Annotated in this window: 15 protein-coding genes; 6 read left to right on the top strand and 9 right to left on the bottom strand. The window is 29.3% G+C overall.

What is annotated here, in order from left to right:
- Positions 1 to 7 precede the first annotated feature (7 nt).
- The 6 genes from glgP to CC87_RS07235 all read right to left on the bottom strand — a co-directional run bounded on the left by glgP (position 8) and on the right by CC87_RS07235 (position 8,686).
- Positions 8 to 2,566, bottom strand: coding sequence for an alpha-glucan family phosphorylase (gene glgP, locus CC87_RS07260; protein ID WP_038057647.1), 2,559 nt, complete (start codon positions 2,564 to 2,566; stop codon positions 8 to 10).
- A 3-nt stretch (positions 2,567 to 2,569) separates the two neighbouring features.
- Complete coding sequence (locus CC87_RS07255; RefSeq protein WP_038057646.1) at positions 2,570 to 3,772, bottom strand: glycoside hydrolase family 57 protein; 1,203 nt, start codon at positions 3,770 to 3,772, stop codon at positions 2,570 to 2,572.
- 2 nt (positions 3,773 to 3,774) lie between these two features.
- Positions 3,775 to 5,067: a glycosyltransferase family 4 protein gene (locus CC87_RS07250; RefSeq protein ID WP_038057643.1), complete on the bottom strand. Its 1,293-nt coding sequence runs from the start codon at positions 5,065 to 5,067 to the stop codon at positions 3,775 to 3,777.
- 27 nt (positions 5,068 to 5,094) lie between these two features.
- Entirely contained in the window at positions 5,095 to 7,041 is a 1,947-nt protein-coding gene (locus CC87_RS07245; RefSeq protein ID WP_038057642.1) for an amylo-alpha-1,6-glucosidase, read from the bottom strand.
- Between the two features lie 120 nt (positions 7,042 to 7,161).
- A complete protein-coding gene (gene ychF, locus CC87_RS07240; RefSeq protein WP_038057639.1) occupies positions 7,162 to 8,274 on the bottom strand; it encodes a redox-regulated ATPase YchF in 1,113 nt (370 codons plus the stop codon).
- A gap of 4 nt (positions 8,275 to 8,278) precedes the next feature.
- Complete coding sequence (locus CC87_RS07235) at positions 8,279 to 8,686, bottom strand: acyl-CoA thioesterase (RefSeq protein ID WP_038057637.1); 408 nt, start codon at positions 8,684 to 8,686, stop codon at positions 8,279 to 8,281.
- A gap of 47 nt (positions 8,687 to 8,733) precedes the next feature.
- Here CC87_RS07235 and pyrR point away from each other — a divergent pair, with 47 nt between their 5' ends.
- The 3 genes from pyrR (at position 8,734) to CC87_RS07220 (ending at position 11,603) form a co-directional block, all read left to right on the top strand.
- Positions 8,734 to 9,297, top strand: coding sequence for a bifunctional pyr operon transcriptional regulator/uracil phosphoribosyltransferase PyrR (gene pyrR, locus CC87_RS07230; RefSeq protein WP_038057635.1), 564 nt, complete (start codon positions 8,734 to 8,736; stop codon positions 9,295 to 9,297).
- Between the two features lie 92 nt (positions 9,298 to 9,389).
- A complete protein-coding gene (thiC, locus tag CC87_RS07225; protein ID WP_038057632.1) occupies positions 9,390 to 10,694 on the top strand; it encodes a phosphomethylpyrimidine synthase ThiC in 1,305 nt (434 codons plus the stop codon).
- A gap of 72 nt (positions 10,695 to 10,766) precedes the next feature.
- Complete coding sequence (locus tag CC87_RS07220) at positions 10,767 to 11,603, top strand: hypothetical protein (protein ID WP_038057630.1); 837 nt, start codon at positions 10,767 to 10,769, stop codon at positions 11,601 to 11,603.
- A gap of 9 nt (positions 11,604 to 11,612) precedes the next feature.
- Here CC87_RS07220 and CC87_RS07215 read toward each other — a convergent pair whose 3' ends face one another.
- The 3 genes from CC87_RS07215 to CC87_RS07205 form a co-directional block, all read right to left on the bottom strand.
- Positions 11,613 to 13,211 (bottom strand): DHA2 family efflux MFS transporter permease subunit, encoded by a 1,599-nt coding sequence (locus tag CC87_RS07215; RefSeq protein WP_038057628.1) that lies wholly within the window; start codon positions 13,209 to 13,211, stop codon positions 11,613 to 11,615.
- Positions 13,202 to 14,338, bottom strand: coding sequence for an HlyD family secretion protein (locus CC87_RS07210; RefSeq protein WP_038057625.1), 1,137 nt, complete (start codon positions 14,336 to 14,338; stop codon positions 13,202 to 13,204). The genes CC87_RS07215 and CC87_RS07210 overlap by 10 nt, the downstream gene beginning before the upstream one ends.
- A 124-nt stretch (positions 14,339 to 14,462) precedes the next feature.
- Positions 14,463 to 15,797, bottom strand: a complete 1,335-nt coding sequence (locus CC87_RS07205; protein ID WP_051920739.1) for an ArnT family glycosyltransferase — start codon at positions 15,795 to 15,797, stop codon at positions 14,463 to 14,465.
- A 90-nt stretch (positions 15,798 to 15,887) separates the two neighbouring features.
- Between CC87_RS07205 and CC87_RS07200 the strand changes: the two genes are divergently transcribed.
- Genes CC87_RS07200 through pyrE form a run of 3 tightly spaced genes read left to right on the top strand, consistent with a single transcriptional unit; the run spans position 15,888 to position 17,659 of the window.
- Positions 15,888 to 16,367 (top strand): Fur family transcriptional regulator, encoded by a 480-nt coding sequence (locus CC87_RS07200; protein WP_156955598.1) that lies wholly within the window; start codon positions 15,888 to 15,890, stop codon positions 16,365 to 16,367.
- A gap of 2 nt (positions 16,368 to 16,369) precedes the next feature.
- Positions 16,370 to 16,651, top strand: coding sequence for a FeoA family protein (locus CC87_RS07195; protein ID WP_051920737.1), 282 nt, complete (start codon positions 16,370 to 16,372; stop codon positions 16,649 to 16,651).
- Between the two features lie 39 nt (positions 16,652 to 16,690).
- Positions 16,691 to 17,659 carry an orotate phosphoribosyltransferase gene (gene pyrE, locus CC87_RS08770; protein WP_051920735.1) on the top strand — a complete coding sequence of 323 codons (969 nt, stop codon included), beginning with the start codon at positions 16,691 to 16,693 and terminating at the stop codon, positions 17,657 to 17,659.
- Positions 17,660 to 17,667: the final 8 nt, after the last annotated feature.

Here is a 17,667-nt window from a genome sequence, read left to right as displayed (position 1 = left end):
CAGGATTTTAATTTTTCCACTTTATTAAATCAGGATAAGCTTTTCTAATAAAATGATTTTTGGGCACTAATCTTACACTATATTGCTTTAAACCCGAACCATAAAGAGGGAATTTTCCGCTAAATATAGCCTTATTGTCTTTAAACTCTTTAAATTCAAGAGGAAAAACCTTAACATGAGTTTGAACCTCTTCTTCTATTCCAAGAGCAACCACGCAATAAATTTCATCTAAAAATACCACCTGAGCTTCTACAAGATCAGGAGATAAACCAGCTAAATTAGCTTCTAAAGTTATTTCTAAATTCTCTTCTTCATAAACTTCTGCAGAAACTAAATTGTCATAAACACCATAAATTTCAATTTCTTCCCATTTTTCTAAAATGTTTTTAGCTTCTTCAGTTATTTTATGAAGCAGAGCGTAATTATTTTCTGTAAGTAATTTAGAATTATTTAGAGATGGAAGATAAAATTTCTGTAAGTATTCTATAAGGACTCTATTCATGGAAAAAAATCTACAGGCTGTATAAATGGCTTGTTTCATCATTTTTACCCAGCCTCTTGGGATATCCTCTTCATCTCTTTCATAAAATAAAGGTTGGATTTCATTTTCTAAAAGTGTATAAATTTGGTTAACTTCATAAATATTATAAGGGGGTAGTCCTTCCTTAGGATAAATAGCCCATCCATTAGTTCCATTATATCCTTCTGGCCACCAACCGTCCAAAACACTAAGATGTAAAACACCATTCATACAAGCTTTCATACCTGAAGTTCCAGAAGCTTCCATAGGTCTAAAAGGAGTATTTAGCCAAACATCTGAACCCCAAAGTAAATATCTGGCTAAATGAAGATCATAATTCTCAAGAAATAAAACTTTATCATATAGTTTATACTGCTCTCTAAATTCTAAAATTTCTTGAATTATTTTTTTTCCTTCCAAATCCTTAGGATGGGCTTTACCAGCAAAAAGCAAGACTGTATCAGTATTTCTTAAAATTTCCGCAATTTTTTCTTTATTATAGAGAATAAGAGTATTCCTTTTATATCCTGTAATACGCCTGGCGCAGGTTATAATTAAATTATGAGCTTTGGGAGCCTTTAAAGACTTCATTTTATCAAGAGAGACTCCGATTTTTAAAAACTCCTCTTCCATATATTTTTTGAGAAAAGTAACAAGTTTATATTTGTTCCTTTTATGGGCATCCCAGATTTCCTCATCAGGTATTTTAAAAATATCCTCCCAACGGGGATCTTCCGGGGTCATATAAATGAAATGGGAGCCTAAGTATTTTTTTAAAAGAAAATAAAAAGGCTCACTTAACCATCTCCAATGAACTCCATTGGTAACATAATCAATGGGAATTTCTTCTAAAACCAATTTTTCAAAAATAGGAGCCCACATTTTTTTAGTAGTAGTTTGATGAAGCTTAGAAACAGCATTTACATAAGCAGAATTTCTTATAGCTAAAGCAGGAAGCCAAAATATATCTGTTTCCTTGGGTATAAGTCCTTCATCAAAAATATTTTTTCTAAGATCTAAATCAAAAAGTTCTTCTAATTCTGCGCAAAAATATTTTTTTACCAAATCAGTAGGAAAATGTTCATTTCCAGAAATTACAGGAGTATGGGTAGTAAAAACTGTGGTTTCTTTAATTATCATTTTAGCTTCTTCTAAGGATAAACCTTCTTCTTTTATCAAATCTTTTAAACGAGCCCAGATTACAAATGCAGAATGACCTTCATTTAAATGATAAATCTTGGGTTTTATTCCAAGAGCTTTTAAAGCATAATAACCTCCCATACCTAAAATAATTTCTTGGAGTATTCTCTTTTCTATATCTCCAGGATAAAGAAAACGTAAGATGTCTCTAAATTTAGGTGGATTTTCTGGAAGATCAGTATCTAATAAATAACATTTAGTTCTTCCTACTTCTAAAGCCCATATTTTTATTTTTATGGGTTCATCTAATATATTAAGAGTTATAATGAGAGGTTTATTATTTTCATCTTTAATCTCTTGAAGAAGATTTAAAAATACATCTATTTCATCAGATTCTTCAACCTGAGTTTTTATAGAGTAGTCAATTTTTTGACGCAAATAACCGTGTTTATATAATAACCCTATCCCAATCAGGGGTAAACCAAGATCTGAAGCTCCAATAATCATATCACCTGCTAAAATTCCTAACCCTCCTGCATAAATAGGAAGAGATGGATGAAATCCGAATTCTGTGCAAAAGTAAGCTATTACATCATCTTCTTTAATCCCAGCTTCTTCTATTATAGGATGTTTATATTTTTTATATTCTTCAAAACTTTCCCAAAGGTCTTCTAAATCCATTAAAAATTTTTCATCATTTGCTAATTGCTCTATAGTAACCTTAGGAAGAAGATTTAAAAATTTTCTGGTATTGTATTTTACCCTTCTAAAAGCTTCATGATCTATTTTGTAAAATAAAGATAGTGCTTCGTAGTTCCAACTAAACCATAAATTATTAGAAATATACAAAAGCTTTTGAAGATTTTGTGGTATCTTAGGGTAAACAAAAAATTTTTTAAATTTCATAACTCACTCCTCCAGTCTTTCTTCTATATCTGTTAAAATAGCTATATAGTATCTATAAACTTCTTCAGGAGAATCATAAGGAGAAAAATATTTATGTACATCTCCATCCTGAAAATATTTAATACACATGTAATAAAAATGATCTGAAGTAGTAAGTTTTTTGAGTAATGTAATTAAATCTTTTCTTCCCTTTTCTTTGGCTTTTTTAAGTAGCTCATAACAGGTTTTCATAGCATTCCATTGTAAAGGATTGGAAAGCCAAGCTGACAAATCCCGTTCTGTATCAGCCCAAGATGTGGGATTAGGAACAGATAAAGTTTTGGGTTTATAATTTAAAGTACTTTTAACTTCTGAGGGCCATAAAAATTTGATATTTTTTTCTTTTAAAAGTAATTCTATTACACGCTTTATAAAATCAAAAATTCCACTTTCCTTCCACTGATGTTCTCCGAAAGTTTCATAATCCATAAATAGATTTAAATAAAGATTTCTTCCCTCTTTCTCCATTAAAGTGAGATCTTTTATCCAAGAAACATACCTTTCAGCAGTTAAAGGATATTCTTCCCAATTTCTATCACTAAATCTGAAAGCAATATCATCTGAAAGTTTGTAATGCTTTAAAAGAAGAAGATGACCATGGTTATAAGAGATTCGGGCATACAAGGGAGAATCTCCTCTTAGAATTTTATCAGCACCCTCAATTAAAATAGTATCAATTTGCGGAAAATTTGATAAAAGAAGATCTGAAAGCTTATCAAAATAAATCAATTCTGTATTTCTAAATACTGTAGGTATAAAACCAAACTCTTTTTTTATAAGTTCAGCATGCTCTTCTACCTGTTCTATAAATTCTTCCAGATCAAAAATAGAAGCCAGGGAATGATAATAAGTTTCATTAAGCAATTCCACTCCACCTGTTTTAACAAGATCTAAAAAAGAATCATATACATCAGGACGATAGGCTTTGGCTTGCTCTATAAATGTTCCTGTAATACTATAGGAAATCTTAAACTGCCCTTCAAAAGTTTCTATTAGTTCTTTAAATAAAGCATTTGCCGGAAGATAACATTTTTCAGAAACTTTATTGAAAACAAATCTATTTAATTCTTCATCAAAATAGGCTACTGATTCATTAATATCAAAAACTTTATATTTATTGATCCGAAAGGGTTGATGAACTTGAAAATAAAATATTATATAAAGCATGTTTAACTAATTAATTCCTGATATACTTTAACAATATCCTCTGCTCTATCAGACCACTTAATAGTTTTAACTTCTTCTTCAGCTTTAAATTGCATTTCTTTAAGTTTATCAGGATTTTCTAATAAATCCACCACATAATTTACCATTTTATCTATATCCCAAAAATCAACTTTATACGCATTTTTAATAATTTCAGAAACACCAGATTGTTTAGATATAATAAGAGCACAACCAAAATACATAGCCTCTAAAGCTACAATACCAAAAGGCTCAGAAACAGAAGGCATTACTACAATATCACTTATACTTAAAGCCTCTTCTACTTCTTTCCTTGTTAAAAAACCTGTAAACATAATTTGTGTTCCGATACCAAAGCTGGCAGCTTCAAGCATAAGTTCTCTTTCCATATCTCCAGCACCAGCTATTAAAAATCTTACCTTTTTTCCATATTGTTGAATAATTCTTTTAGCTATCTCTAAAAATAGTTTAGGTCCTTTTTGAGGAGTAAGTCTTCCTAAAAACAAAACTACAGGTTCTTTGAATTTTTTATATTTCTTAGGTATTTCTGTAAAAGTAGTAAAAGCGTTATAAATAACTTTAATCTTTTCTGAAGGAACTTTATAATGTTTCTTTATAACCTCAGCAGTATAATTTGATACAGTTATTACTTTATCTGCATAATTTAAGCCTAAATATTCTATTTCATGTATAATGGGATGTCCATAACCTATTGCTCTATCAAATTCAGTTGCATGAATATGACTTATTAAGGGACGACTTGTTAAATCTTTTAAAATCAAACCAGCAGGATAAGTAAGCCAGTCATGAGTATGAATTAAATCAAAATCCAGATTTTGGCTAACCTCTAATACATGCTTAGTATAAAATTTCACCTTAGCTAATAAATCATTCCCTTGGTTCATTATAAAATCCAGTCTTTTTAAAATTTCATCAGGTATTTTTTTAACTTTCTTATGTGTAAAAACTGGAAATTCTTGAATTTTTTCTAAATGTTTTGTAACAAGAGTAGCATAAGCTCCTTCAGAAACTAAATAATGAAATTGATAAAACTTTAAAGGCACAGGTTTAATCTGTTTTTTATCCCATTTTTTAGCAACAGGATAGTCTGCCTCCCAAGGAGAAGAGATTTCAAAAAAAACTTTCTCTTTGGTAGGCATTATCATATAAATTTTCACTCCTTTTTCTGCTAAAGCTTTAAATAAACCATAACAAGCTATTCCAAGGCCACCTACAATAAAAGGTGGATATTCCCAAGTAAGCATTAGTACTCTCATATTTAAAACTCCTTTTTTAAAAACTTTTTATTTTAATTTTTGCAAAAACTTTTCTATAAGAAATACCGCAGAAGCTGACCAAAACTGAGCATGAGTTCCTTTAGGATAAAAGGGATTATCTCCATCGTAAAGTTCAGGAATGCTTGCCATCTTTCCAGTCATAATTCTTTCTCTAAAAGGCTTTACAAGCTGGGTGAGTTCATCTTTTAATACCTTGGTTTTTCTTTTATGTATCTTTTTAAGGACCTCTGCATAGGGATAAATAAGCCAAACCCATACTGTTCCATTATGATAAGCTAAATCCCTCATTTCTTGGCTTCCAAAATATTTCTTCCTAAAATTGGGATGTCTTGGAGAAAGAGACCTTAAACCATAGGAGGTTAAAAGTTCATTTTTAGCAAGTTCTACACCTTTTAGCATAGCATTTCTATCACAAATATCAAAAGGTAAAGAAAGAGCAATTATATAATTGGGTCTTATTTCAAAAACAGGCTCATTTTTATAAAGACGATCAGCCCATAATTCTCCATTAAAATATCTACTAAATCCTTTTTTTAATTTAGCAAGTAAACTTTTTATTTTATATTCTCTAAGAAAATCGTTTTCTAAATATTTGGAAGTATATTTCAAAAGGTTATACCAGAGGGCAGAAATTTCTATTGGTTTACCATAACGAGGAGTAACCGGCACTCCGTTTACCATAGCATCCATCCAGGTTAAAGATAGATTAATATTATCAGGTATATCTATAAATCCATCTTCTGGATCAACTCTAAAAGGTAGAGAGGGATTTTCTAAATAATTAGAAATAATATCCTCTATAACAGAGAGCAAATCCTTTTTTTGTTCTTCTATAATTTTATCTTTGAAAAATTCTAAAAATTGAAAAATTCTTAAACCAAACCATAGGGAACCGTCTACAGAATGATAATTAGTTCCAGAAGTACTTCCCACTACATTTGGAATTAATCCGTTTTTCATGCGTTTTTTATAATTTTTGAAAATTTTACAACAAATTTCAAAACCATTTTTTAAATAAAACAAAGCAGGAAGTCCTATAAAAGTGTCTCTTCCCCAGCTATAAAACCATGGAAATCCCGCTATAACATCATCCTTTATTATAAATTCTTCTAATATTAGTTCTAAAATTTCAAGATATTCATTGTAAGTAAAAGCTTTTTTTTCTTTTAAATCAAGCTGAGGATATTTTTTGTATCTATTTTTAATTTTTTTTACTTGATTTTCAAAATCTTTAATAGAAGTATCACTAAAAATCAAATAAAAAATTTCTCCTGGAGAAAGATCAACTTTAATTTTAAAAGGGGCATAAAGATCTTCCCAGGGTTCATAACCTCTCATATCTTCTAAGGGATAATATACCTGGTAATAAAAAAGTTCTTCTTTAGTTATATTCCCTTTTGAAAAATAAAGAAAAAGACCGGTATCCTCTTTGGAAAGAAATATTCCATTTTCAAAAAAATCTATTTCAACAGGTAAACTTTTCCAGTCTTTTTCAAATTGAACATTATGATGGTTTCTAAAAGTAAATTTGGGCTTTAACTCAAGTCTAAAGGGGTAGGAACTGATATTTTTATAACCTATCAAACTTATATTTTTGTTTTCATCCATCTGAATAAATTTTTCTAAAAAAAAATCTTTTGTTACAGGACAAGCAAAGAAAAAACGAGGATATGGTCCATAAAAAAATTCTTTAATTAATTTATAACCTTCAGGATAGGTGGTATCTCTATAAAAATTAGTATCAAGAAAATATTCCAAACCTGAGAGAAAGGTACATTTTTCTTCTACAGTACTTACCAGATGGATTCTTATACCTTGATTTTTTCCTGCAATAAGTAAACCATGATACTTTCTTGAATTTGCTAAAAATGCATTCCCCATAGCATATCCTGCTGATCTATTTGAAAGAATCCATTCATAAGGAGTGAAAAGTTGAAAGAGTTCTTTCAACATGATTTTTACCTCTTTAGATTGCCTAAATTTGAACAATCCAAAAAAATTAAACTTTCTAAATAAATATAATAAATTTTAAAGATTAAAAGTCAATACAAAATTAAAAGTTTTTAACAAGATTTAAATATTGAACCTAAAATAAATAATATCTCCATCTTGGACTATATAGTCTCGGCCTTCCAGTCTTACAGCTCCCAACTCTTTTGCTTTTTGAAAAGAGCCAATTTCTATGTATTTTTTATAAGATATAACTTCTGCTGCAATAAAACCTTTTTCTATATCTGAATGTATCTCACCTGCAGCCTGTTGAGCTTTGGTTCCTTTTTTAATGGTCCAGGCTCTGGCTTCTTTTGGACCAGCTGTAAAAAAGGTAATAAGATCTAATAATTTATATCCCACTTTTATCATTTTATTTAATCCTGGTTCATCCAATCCCAGAGCTTCTAAAAACTCTTTTCTCTCTTCTTTTGGAAGTTCTATTATTTCTTCCTCAATTTTTCCGCAAAGAACCACCACAGGAGAACCTTCTTTCTCAGCTTTATTCTTTAAAGCTTTTACATAAGGATTATCTTTCCCATCAGGAAGATCATCTTCTGAAACATTAGCAATGTACATAAGAGGTTTTAAAGTTAAAAGGAAAAGCGTTTTTTCTAAAAATTTAACCTCATCTTTGGTAAACTTATCTAAATTTATTCTGATAGATTGAAGATTTTCTAAAATAGCTTTGGCTTTTTCAAGAGTTTCCAATTCTTTTTTAGCTTCTTTATTTCCAGATTTAGCAATTTTAAATGTTCTTTCTAATCTTTTTTCTACAGTTTGAAGATCAGCCATTATAAGTTCTATTTCTATAATCTCTGCATCTCTCACAGGATTAATAGAACCCTCTACATGAACTATATTTGGATCTTCAAAACACCTGATTACATGAGCAATAGCTGCAACCTGTCTTATATGGGAAAGAAACTGATTACCCAAACCTTCTCCTTTGCTGGCTCCTTTTACTAAACCTGCTATATCAACAAATTCTATAGTAGCAGGAGTAACTTTTTTGCTTCTTTCTAATTCTGCTATCTTATAAACTCTATCATCAGGCACATTTACTATACCTACATTAGGATCAATTGTACAAAAGGGGTAATTAGCTACCTCTGCTTTGGCAGTTTGAGTTAAAGCATTAAAAATAGTTGATTTTCCTACATTTGGCAATCCTACAATCCCTATGTTCATTCTCATAACTTTATCCTTTCTTTTCTAAAGTTTTAAGTATCTTATAAATTTCTTCTGGAAATTTAACTATTTTACCTTCTCTATTAATAGGCACATGTACAGTATATCCTTCTACTAAAAGCCTTCCTTCTTTTAAAATTTGATATTCAAAAGTAATTTTATGAGTTTTTAGCTCTTTTATAAAAGTTTCAATGGTTAAAAGATCATCATATTTAGCAGAGGCTTTATATTTAGCAAAGGCTTCTACCACTGGCAAAATGATATTATATTTTTCTTCAATATCTTTATAAGTAATCCCAGCAGAGCGAATTAATTCTGTTCTTCCAATTTCAAAAAGTCTAAAATAATTAGCATAATACATAACCTGACCACAATCTGTATCACCATAAATAACTCTATAGTTTATCTGGTTTCTCATGGATTTAACCCCTTGCAAATTTTGATAAATAGGTTTATCATTCTAATATGGATAAGCAAATTTTACCCCAAAAAGTCAAAAAAGTAATAGCAGGACCCAAAAGAATTCAAAAACTTATAGAAAAAGTAGCGGATCAGATTTTAAAAAATCATCCCTTTTTGGAGAAAGTGACTTTAATAGGAATTCAGACAGGAGGAGCTCCTTTTGCTAATAGATTAAAAAATTTACTTTTTGAAAAAACAGGAGTTGAAGTTCCTATAGGGTATCTTGATATAACACTTTACAGAGATGATTGGACCAGAATTACTAATTATCCAGAAGTTAAAAGAACAGAGATATCTTTTTCCATAGAAGATAGAATAATTATTTTAGTAGATGATGTAATTTACACAGGGAGAACTGTAAGAGCAGCTCTCGATGCTTTAATAGACATAGGAAGACCAAAAAAGATTGAGCTTGCAGTTTTGGTTGATAGAGGAGGAAGAGAGTTCCCAATAGAGCCCAATTATGTGGGAATTAGAGTAAAAAACATTGGTTTTCATGAATATGTTTCTGTTTATTTTAAAGAGCTTCATGGGATAGATAAAATATGTCTTGAAACTTCGGAATAATCGGTAGTGAATTTTTTCTTTTCTTGTCAAGTTTTTTAGTTTTTATATTAAATTTTTACTAAAAATATAGATTAAAGGAGGATGAAAATTTTATGACCCTTAAAGAACTTGCTCAAAATGGAGAAGTTACAGAAGAAATGAAAATTTGTGCTCAAAATGAAGACGTTAGTGAAGAATATATCCGAGAAGAATTAACCAAGGGTGAAATAGTAATCTGTAGAAATAAAAAAGGCTTTGTGAAAAAATTTTGTGCTATAGGAAAGGGATTAAAAACTAAAATAAATGTTAACATAGGGACCTCTAAGGATCGTCCCAATGTAGAAGAGGAATTGGAAAAATTACAAGTAGCTTTAAAATATGGAGCAGATACTATAATGGATCTTTCTACAGGAGGAAATTTAGATGAGATAAGAAAGGTTATAAGAGAAAACTGCCCTGTTCCTTTAGGAACAGTTCCTATTTATCAAGCTGCTATAGAAGCTGTAGAAAAACATCATAAATCCATTGTAGAAATGACTGTTTCAGAAATTTTTAAAGTTATAGAAAAACAGGCAGAAGATGGTATTGATTTTATGACAGTTCACTGTGGAGTAACTAAAGAATCCTTACAAAGGTTAAAAAATAAAGAAAGAATATTGGGGGTTGTTTCAAGAGGAGGTTCATTCTTAGCAGAATGGATTATCTATAATAATAAAGAAAATCCTTTATATGAACATTATGATGAACTTTTAGAAATTGCCCGCACTTACGATGTGACCTTATCCTTAGGAGATGGTCTAAGACCTGGCTGTATAGCTGATGCTACAGATGAAGCACAAATTCAGGAATTAATTCTTTTAGGAGAATTAACTTTAAGAGCCTGGGATAAAGGGGTGCAGGTAATGATAGAAGGACCTGGCCATGTGCCTTTAGATCAAATAGAGACTAATGTAAAATTGCAGAAAAAACTCTGTCATGGTGCACCATTTTATGTATTAGGACCACTTCCTACAGATATAGCTCCTGGATATGATCATTTGGTAGGAGCTATAGGAGGGGCTATAGCAGCTTCTGCTGGAGCAGATTTTTTATGCTATCTAACACCTGCAGAGCATTTGCGTTTACCTACTATAGATGATGTAAGAGAGGGAACCATAGCTTCTAAAATAGCTGCTCATATAGGTGATTTAGTTAAAGGGATAAAAAGTGCTTGGGAATGGGATCTAAAAATGGCTAAAGCCAGAGCAAAACTTGATTGGGAAGAACAAATTGAATTATCTATAGATCCAGAAAAAGCCAGACGCTATAGAATAGAAGGAGGGATCTCTAAAAGCAAAGCTTGCAGCATGTGTGGACCTTACTGTGCTATAAAAATTTTTGAAGAAGCCTTTAAATTTCTAAAAGGAAATCAACACTAACCTATTTTACCACTTCGTAAGTGGTAAAAATTGGTATTGATATTTTATTCAGGTGTTTTATTATTAAAATTCATGGAAAATATGCGAATAAAATCAAATACCTCCCAAAAAATATCAAGAAGTGTCATCAATTATATTATTCTTATTGTTAGTTTAGCTGGTATAATTTTAACTTTAACAGAAATCTATCTAAATCTTAAAGGTACTTCTATTTGTAAAACAGAAGGTTGCACAGTTGTTCATATATTTGACATACATAACACTTTAAATTACTTAGGAATTTTTATATTTTCAAGTATATTTATTTTTTCTTTATTGAAAAATCAAAGATTATTGATTTTAAGAAGTTTAATTCTGTCAATTTGTGTAATTGTAGAGGGATATTTTATAGGTTTTCAAGCATGGTATGTAAAAGAATTTTGCCATTTTTGTTTAACTGTAGCAGGTTTTATCTTTTTATTATTTTTCTTGGATTTTTTATCTTCTAAACATAAAACTATAGGGTTAGTTGGAATTACAGGCTTTATATCCCTTTTAATATCTACTTATTTGGTAAATATGCCTTTAATTTCTTTAAACCTAAAATATCCTGTTATTATATATCAAAAAAATTGTCCTCATTGTAAAGCTGTTATAAAATATGCTAAAGAAAATCAAATCAAAATAAATACTTACGAGGTTAAAAAGGTTTATCCTTTAATAAAAATCTTAAAATTTGATAGTATACCAATTTTAATATACAAAGTTAACAATAATAAAATTTTTGTAATAAATGGAGAAAAAGAAATTAAAGACTGGTTAAAAACTAAAATCAGGAGAAAAGCATCATTTATACCTAATTCTTCTGAAATTTTATTTCCTTTTGAAGAAGGTGGAGCCTGTAGAATTGACCAACCAAATTGTGAATAGATTCAGATGTTATTTATACTTTAAATAAAACAATCTTAAAAAGGATCTTAGTTTGGACAAAAACAAAATTATTAAAAAACAACCACCTATTAATCCCCAAAAGCCTGTAGCTCTAAAGGTATCTTGAAAAGCCCAGCTTTGAGCTTGGACATACTGAGCATGATAAAGTAAGACTTTAGCCTTTTTTTCTGCGAGTTCAGGAGGGAAAAATTTAGATATAAGAGGTATTTTAGATTCAATAAAATGCTTTACATAATACCAATTTTGAAGCTCGGTTATTCTGGTAAAATTTATAGTGGTATGGCGCTCTAAATGATTGGTGGCAAGAGCTGTTCCAAAAGAGCCACCTATAAATCTTATGTAATGCATCAGAGCCACTCCTAATCCTGTAAGAGGACCAAGTTTTCTCATAGCCAAGTTAGTTAAAGGAGCAAAAAAAGTTCCAATGCATATTCCCAAAGGTAAGGTTAAAAGAACTGCTTTGTAAGCAGGAAGATAATAATTGAGTTTAGGAAATATAAAAAAGGATATAATAAGAAACAAAATCCAATTAAAAAACAAAATAAATCCCGGAGGAATTCTATCAGATAAAGCTCCTGAAATAATACTGAAAGTTCCTATCAAAGCAGCTGGAGGTAACATATGAAGGCCTGTTTGAAATGTGGTAAGACCTTTTAAATTTTCATAATAAAGAGGAAGCAAATAAAAAATTTGATAAATCCCAAATCCAAGAATAAAAAAATAAAATCCCATACTCCAAGTATATTCAGGAAATTTGAAAATTTTCCATTCTATAAGGGTATGTTTGCCTTTATAAAAAAAATAGAGTTCACTGGCAAAAAATAAACAAAAAGAAGCCAAGCTAATAAAAAGACATTTTATAATAAATAAAGATTGAAACCAGCCATATTGTTGTCCTTTAGAAAGCATAATTAAAAGAGAAATAGTAGCAAAGGCAATAAAAATATAACTTATAAAATTAAATTGGAAGATTTTGTGCTTTCCAAGAAATTTAGGTAAAATTATAAAAGAGTTTAAAACATTTAAGATTCCTATAGGGACATTTACAAAAAAGACCCATCTCCAGTTTAAATGTTCAGTAAGAAAGCCACCAAGGGTTGGACCAAGAGCAGGAGCAAAACTTACTCCTAATCCATAAATACCTAAGGCTAATCCTTTTCTTTCTGGGGGATAGACCAGCATGAGTATAGTTTGGGCACAAGCCATAATAAAGGCCTCTCCTATTCCCTGAATACTTCTAAAAGTGATCATTTCTGCTAAGGTATGAGCATTTCCACAAAAAAAGCTTGCTATAGTAAAAATTATCATTCCTACAGTAAAGGTATAGGAATAACCCAAATATTTAGCAAAATTTTCCACAAAGAGAAGAGCAGTAGCAGCTGCTATCATATAACTGGTAATTACCCATTGAATTCCATATAAATCTGTAGAAAGAGGTCCCATCATTTTAGGAAGAACAACATCAATAATGGTAGTATCAAGAACCGCCATAAAAGCACCAATCATTACAGAAATAGTAATAAAAATTCTTTCTTTAGAAGAAATAAGAGTATGAACAGGAGCTATAGATTTATTATCTATAGACATCTTTTAATTTCTACCTCACCACCAAGACCAACTTTAAGCAATTCTCTTTTTCCTTTGATAATTTTAATTCTTACAAGCATTCTCTGGGCAAGTTTAGTAAATTCTCCTGCGGAAATATCTCTTGGAACAAGAGCAAAAGTAGCAGCAGAAGCAGGCAAAACATTTTCTACCACGCCTTCGAACTCTTCATCAGGATAGGCATCAAGCCAGATTTTAGCAGGGCATCCTTTTTTAACCCCTCTTAGTTTAGTCTCTTCTAACCAGACCTGGATATAAAAAGATTTAGGATCAACTATAGCATAAACAGGTTCACCTGGATTTAAAACATCTCCTTCTGAATGGAATTTTTTAGCAATTAATCCATCAATAGGGCTGTAAAGCTTGGTATAACGATAATAAACCTCTGCTTCTTCTTTTTGTTTAATAATAGCCAGTCTTTTAGCTCTTAAAGAGGTTAAAAATGATTTATATGCTAAAACAGTTTTATATTCATTTAAAGTGATGGCAATGTTTTTATCTACTTCTTCTTGCTGTTTTTTTATAGCTAAAAGTTGAGCTTTAGCTGCAGAAATTTGATGTTTCAGTTCTTTTTCCTGGGTTTGAATGTTTTCCAAATCATGAGTGGAAATTAAGCCATCTTTAAAAAGCGTTTCATATCTTTTTCTATCCCTTTTAATCTGTCCTAAACGGATTTTTAATTGTTCTATAGTATAATACTGAGCTTTTTCCTGAGCTTTTAATTTTTCTTTTTCTTCTTTCAGTTGATTTACTTTTAAAGGTATCTCTTTTTCAAGTTTTGCAATTTGATATGTAAGAGAATTTATTTGGTTGTTTAATTCTTTAATAGAATTTTCTAATTGTGCTACTTTTAAGGCATAGTCCTTGTTTTCTATTTTTGCAAGGATTTCTCCTTTTTTTACAGGATCTCCTTCTTTTTTATAGAGTTTAATAAGTTTTCCATTTACCTTAGGAAAACTTACATAAGTGAAATTATCTGCCTGGACAAAAACTGCATCTGAGACAGCATAATGGTACCTATGCCAAATAAAATAAATAAGACAAGAAATAAAAATTATAGCTAAAAAAGTAAGTATTAAAAAGCCTAATCTTTTTTTATTATTTTGCATATTTTCTCCTTTTATAAAGGAACTTAATTTATGTAAGTGCTTACTTCCATTTTGGATTTAAATTTTATCATTTTAAAGTCTGATGTCAATACAAATTTTTATACTCAAGAAGTAAAAGATAAAATTATCTACATTGTAATAAAATGTAAGATCTACCAAACTCAGAAGCTTCTATCAATTTTTTGCAATTTGAAAAATTTTTTTCAAATTTCTTTTTGGTAATTATCAAATCAGGCATGGGTTCTTTATCTTTATATTTAAAAATACACCTTTTAGCATAAAAGGTTAAACAAGATATCTCTGTATTATAAAATTTTATACTTCTTGAAGGATTTATAATAAATGGTTTTACTTTATAAACAAAACGCTTTTTTTCATAAGAGCAAAAGGATATCAAACTAAAAATAAGTAAGAAACAAGAAAAAATTAAGACAGTTTTAAAATATTTTTCAGACAAATAGTTAGCTAAAATAACTGCTAAAGGTGGGTAGCAAAACAGAATATAATGGTGAAGTTTATTCTTAGCAAGAGTATAAAATATAAAAACAAAAACAAACCAAAAGACAAAAGGGAATAAAGGATGAAGTAATATTTTTGAATAATTATTTATAAAATTGTTTAAATTTTGTTTAATTTTAAAAACAAGTTTTACATAGGTAGGAATATAAAAAAATGTAGCTAATAAAAGAACAATAAAGTAATAATAAAAAGGATAAGAATGAATAGACTTTTGACCAAAATATCTATAAATATTCTCATAAAGGAAAAATTTATAAAAATAAGCATATCCAAAATAGATAAGCATATACAGATACCAAGAAGTTGAAATCAATAAAAATAATAAAATTCCTTTAATATTAAACAATTTTGACAATTTCAAATCTTTTTCGCAAATTTTGAATCCTAATACAACTATTAAAGGTAAGATAAAACCTACTGGTCCTTTAGTAAGGACAGCTAAAGCTAAAAAAATCCAGCCCCAGATAATTTTTTCACTAAGGAATAAATAAACAGCTCCTACAGAAAAAAAATTTAAAAGCATCTCAGGAGTAAAAGCTCTTGCTTCTACCCATATATGAGGAATAGTCACAAGAATTAAAGCTGAGATTAAAGCCTTTTTTTCTGAAAAATATTTTTTAGCTATTAAATAGGTAAAAAATAATATGCCAGTTGCTGAAATTCCAGAAATTATTCTCAAACTGAATTCATTTAATCCAAAAATAGAAGAAGTAATTACACTAAGCCAATAAAGCATAGGAGGTTTTTCAAATCTTGGTTGACAATTATAATAAGGAATAAGAAAATTTTTAGTTTGAAGCATATGTAAAACAGGGAAAGCATTTTTTCCTTCGTCTGGAGAAGTTAAACTAAAAAACCAATTGCCTAAGATAAAAAAGACAAAAGAAAATAAAAATAAGAAAAAATACCTGTTTTTAATATAATTTTTTAGGTTATTCATATTACTTACATTAAAAAGTTATTTTTAAAAAAATCAATGCTTTTGATAAAAATTAAATAGAGCTTGACAAAATAAAATTTTCTATCAAAATTGAAATTAGATCTCAATAGAGATAAAGTAATGATAGATATTTCTGAAATTTTAGAAAATTTTAGAGCTTTTATAAAAAGTAAAGGATTAAAATATACTCCAGAAAGAGAAGAAATTTTAATAGAAATTTTAAAGTATAAGGACCATTTTGATGTAGATGAACTACATATGGAACTTAAAAAAAAGGGAAGTAAAATCTCTAAAGCTTCAATTTATAGAACTCTACCTTTATTAATAGAAGCTGGTTATATTCAAGAAGTCTATAAACAAGAGGGCAGGGCTTATTATGAAGTGGTAATAAATAAACTACCTCATTTACATTTCATCTGTATAAAATGTAAAAAAGTAGAAGAAATAATAGACCCTAAATTAATAGAATTAATTCAGGAACATGCCAAAAAAAAGGAGTTTCATTTATTAAGTTATCATCTTGAAATTTTTGGAACATGTTTAGAATGTAGAAAAGGAGGGATGGTTTAAATATGCTTTTATCTGATAGTAAATGTGGAGACAAAATAAAAATTAAAGATTTTATAGGGGAAGATATTATTTTAAGGAAAATAGAAGCAATGGGGTTGCGAAAAGGGGATACTTTTGAAATATTGAGGATTTGGGGAAGAAATTTTTTATTAAAAAATGGTATAGGTAAAATTGTGGTAAGTTCAAGTATTGCTAAAAATATAGAAGTAGAACTAATTGGTAAATCTACTAAGGGTTGTGTTTGTAAAGGCTGTAGAAGAAGATGGGGATGGTTTAAATTTTAAACCTTGCTAATGTTTTGTCTTCATATATAATGTATTGCAATGCCTACCAGAAAATTTACTCGTATACCTATTTCAGCTATAGTAGAGTTTATATGGAAAGAAAAAAGTTATAAAGGTGAAATTAAAGATATTAGCTATGGAGGAGTTTTTATTGAAAGCTCTATAATTCCTGAAATTAATACAGAAATTCCAATTATTTTCTTTTTAGAAGGTATAGTTCCAAGTATAAAAATTTTTCTCAAAGGTAAAGTAGTTAGAATAGAACCAGAGAAAGGTTTTGGTTTAAAATTCACTTATATTTCTACTGAAAGTTTTAAACATCTTAAAAATCTCATATTTTATAACATGAGTGATGAAATAGAAGCAGAGAAAGAGCTTCATAGATTTTTAGGGGAAGCTTATCCCTTAATAAAAAGTCTAAAACTTCTTAATATTTCTGCTATAAAATCTGAATTAATTGATTATATTATAAAAAGAGCATTCTTATACAGCCCTGATAAACCTTTCATTTTATCAAGTGGTAAGGAAAGTCCTTATTATTTAGATTGTAGAAAGGTGACTCTTTATTCCAAAACTTTTGATTTAATAGGATCACTTTTCTGGGAAGAGATAAAATATTTAAAAGTGGATGCTGTAGCTGGAATGAGTATAGGAGCAGACCCTATAGTATGTGGAATTTTAGCAAAAGCAGCTGAAGAAGAACATCCTTTAGAAGGTTTTCTTATAAGAAAAGAACCTAAAAAGTATGGAACACACAGACAAATAGAAGGGAATGTTAAAAAGGGAATGATCACAGTAATTGTAGAAGATGTGGTAACTACAGGAAAGTCTGTAATAAAAGCTATAGAGGCTGCTGAAAAAGAAGGATTAAAAATAATGAAAATTTTAGCTTTGATTGATAGAGAAGAAGGTGGAAAAGAAAATATAAAAAGCAAAGGATATGAATTTCAAGCCTTTTTTACTTTGAAAGAAATAATAGAAAGATATAAACAAATACACAAAAACTAAAGAGGTGT

The sequence above is a fragment of the Thermodesulfobacterium hydrogeniphilum genome (genome assembly GCF_000746255.1).
GTDB classification, from domain to species: domain Bacteria; phylum Desulfobacterota; class Thermodesulfobacteria; order Thermodesulfobacteriales; family Thermodesulfobacteriaceae; genus Thermodesulfobacterium; species Thermodesulfobacterium hydrogeniphilum.
This window is presented reverse-complemented; position numbering and strand designations above follow the sequence as displayed.

What these genes read in the sequence shown, in the direction of transcription:
- ychF (WP_038057639.1), bottom strand. Translation starts at nt 8,274, where the DNA reads ATGAGAATGAACATAGGGATTGTAGGATTGCCAAATGTAGGAAAATCA.
- CC87_RS07250 (WP_038057643.1), bottom strand. Translation starts at nt 5,067, where the DNA reads ATGAGAGTACTAATGCTTACTTGGGAATATCCACCTTTTATTGTAGGT.
- CC87_RS07205 (WP_051920739.1), bottom strand. Translation starts at nt 15,797, where the DNA reads ATGAATAACCTAAAAAATTATATTAAAAACAGGTATTTTTTCTTATTT.
- CC87_RS07220 (WP_038057630.1), top strand. Translation starts at nt 10,767, where the DNA reads ATGGAAAATATGCGAATAAAATCAAATACCTCCCAAAAAATATCAAGA.
- CC87_RS07235 (WP_038057637.1), bottom strand. Translation starts at nt 8,686, where the DNA reads ATGAGAAACCAGATAAACTATAGAGTTATTTATGGTGATACAGATTGT.
- CC87_RS07210 (WP_038057625.1), bottom strand. Translation starts at nt 14,338, where the DNA reads ATGCAAAATAATAAAAAAAGATTAGGCTTTTTAATACTTACTTTTTTA.
- CC87_RS07255 (WP_038057646.1), bottom strand. Translation starts at nt 3,772, where the DNA reads ATGCTTTATATAATATTTTATTTTCAAGTTCATCAACCCTTTCGGATC.
- glgP (WP_038057647.1), bottom strand. Translation starts at nt 2,566, where the DNA reads ATGAAATTTAAAAAATTTTTTGTTTACCCTAAGATACCACAAAATCTT.
- pyrR (WP_038057635.1), top strand. Translation starts at nt 8,734, where the DNA reads ATGGATAAGCAAATTTTACCCCAAAAAGTCAAAAAAGTAATAGCAGGA.
- CC87_RS07245 (WP_038057642.1), bottom strand. Translation starts at nt 7,041, where the DNA reads ATGTTGAAAGAACTCTTTCAACTTTTCACTCCTTATGAATGGATTCTT.
- CC87_RS07195 (WP_051920737.1), top strand. Translation starts at nt 16,370, where the DNA reads ATGCTTTTATCTGATAGTAAATGTGGAGACAAAATAAAAATTAAAGAT.
- CC87_RS07215 (WP_038057628.1), bottom strand. Translation starts at nt 13,211, where the DNA reads ATGTCTATAGATAATAAATCTATAGCTCCTGTTCATACTCTTATTTCT.
- thiC (WP_038057632.1), top strand. Translation starts at nt 9,390, where the DNA reads ATGACCCTTAAAGAACTTGCTCAAAATGGAGAAGTTACAGAAGAAATG.
- pyrE (WP_051920735.1), top strand. Translation starts at nt 16,691, where the DNA reads ATGCCTACCAGAAAATTTACTCGTATACCTATTTCAGCTATAGTAGAG.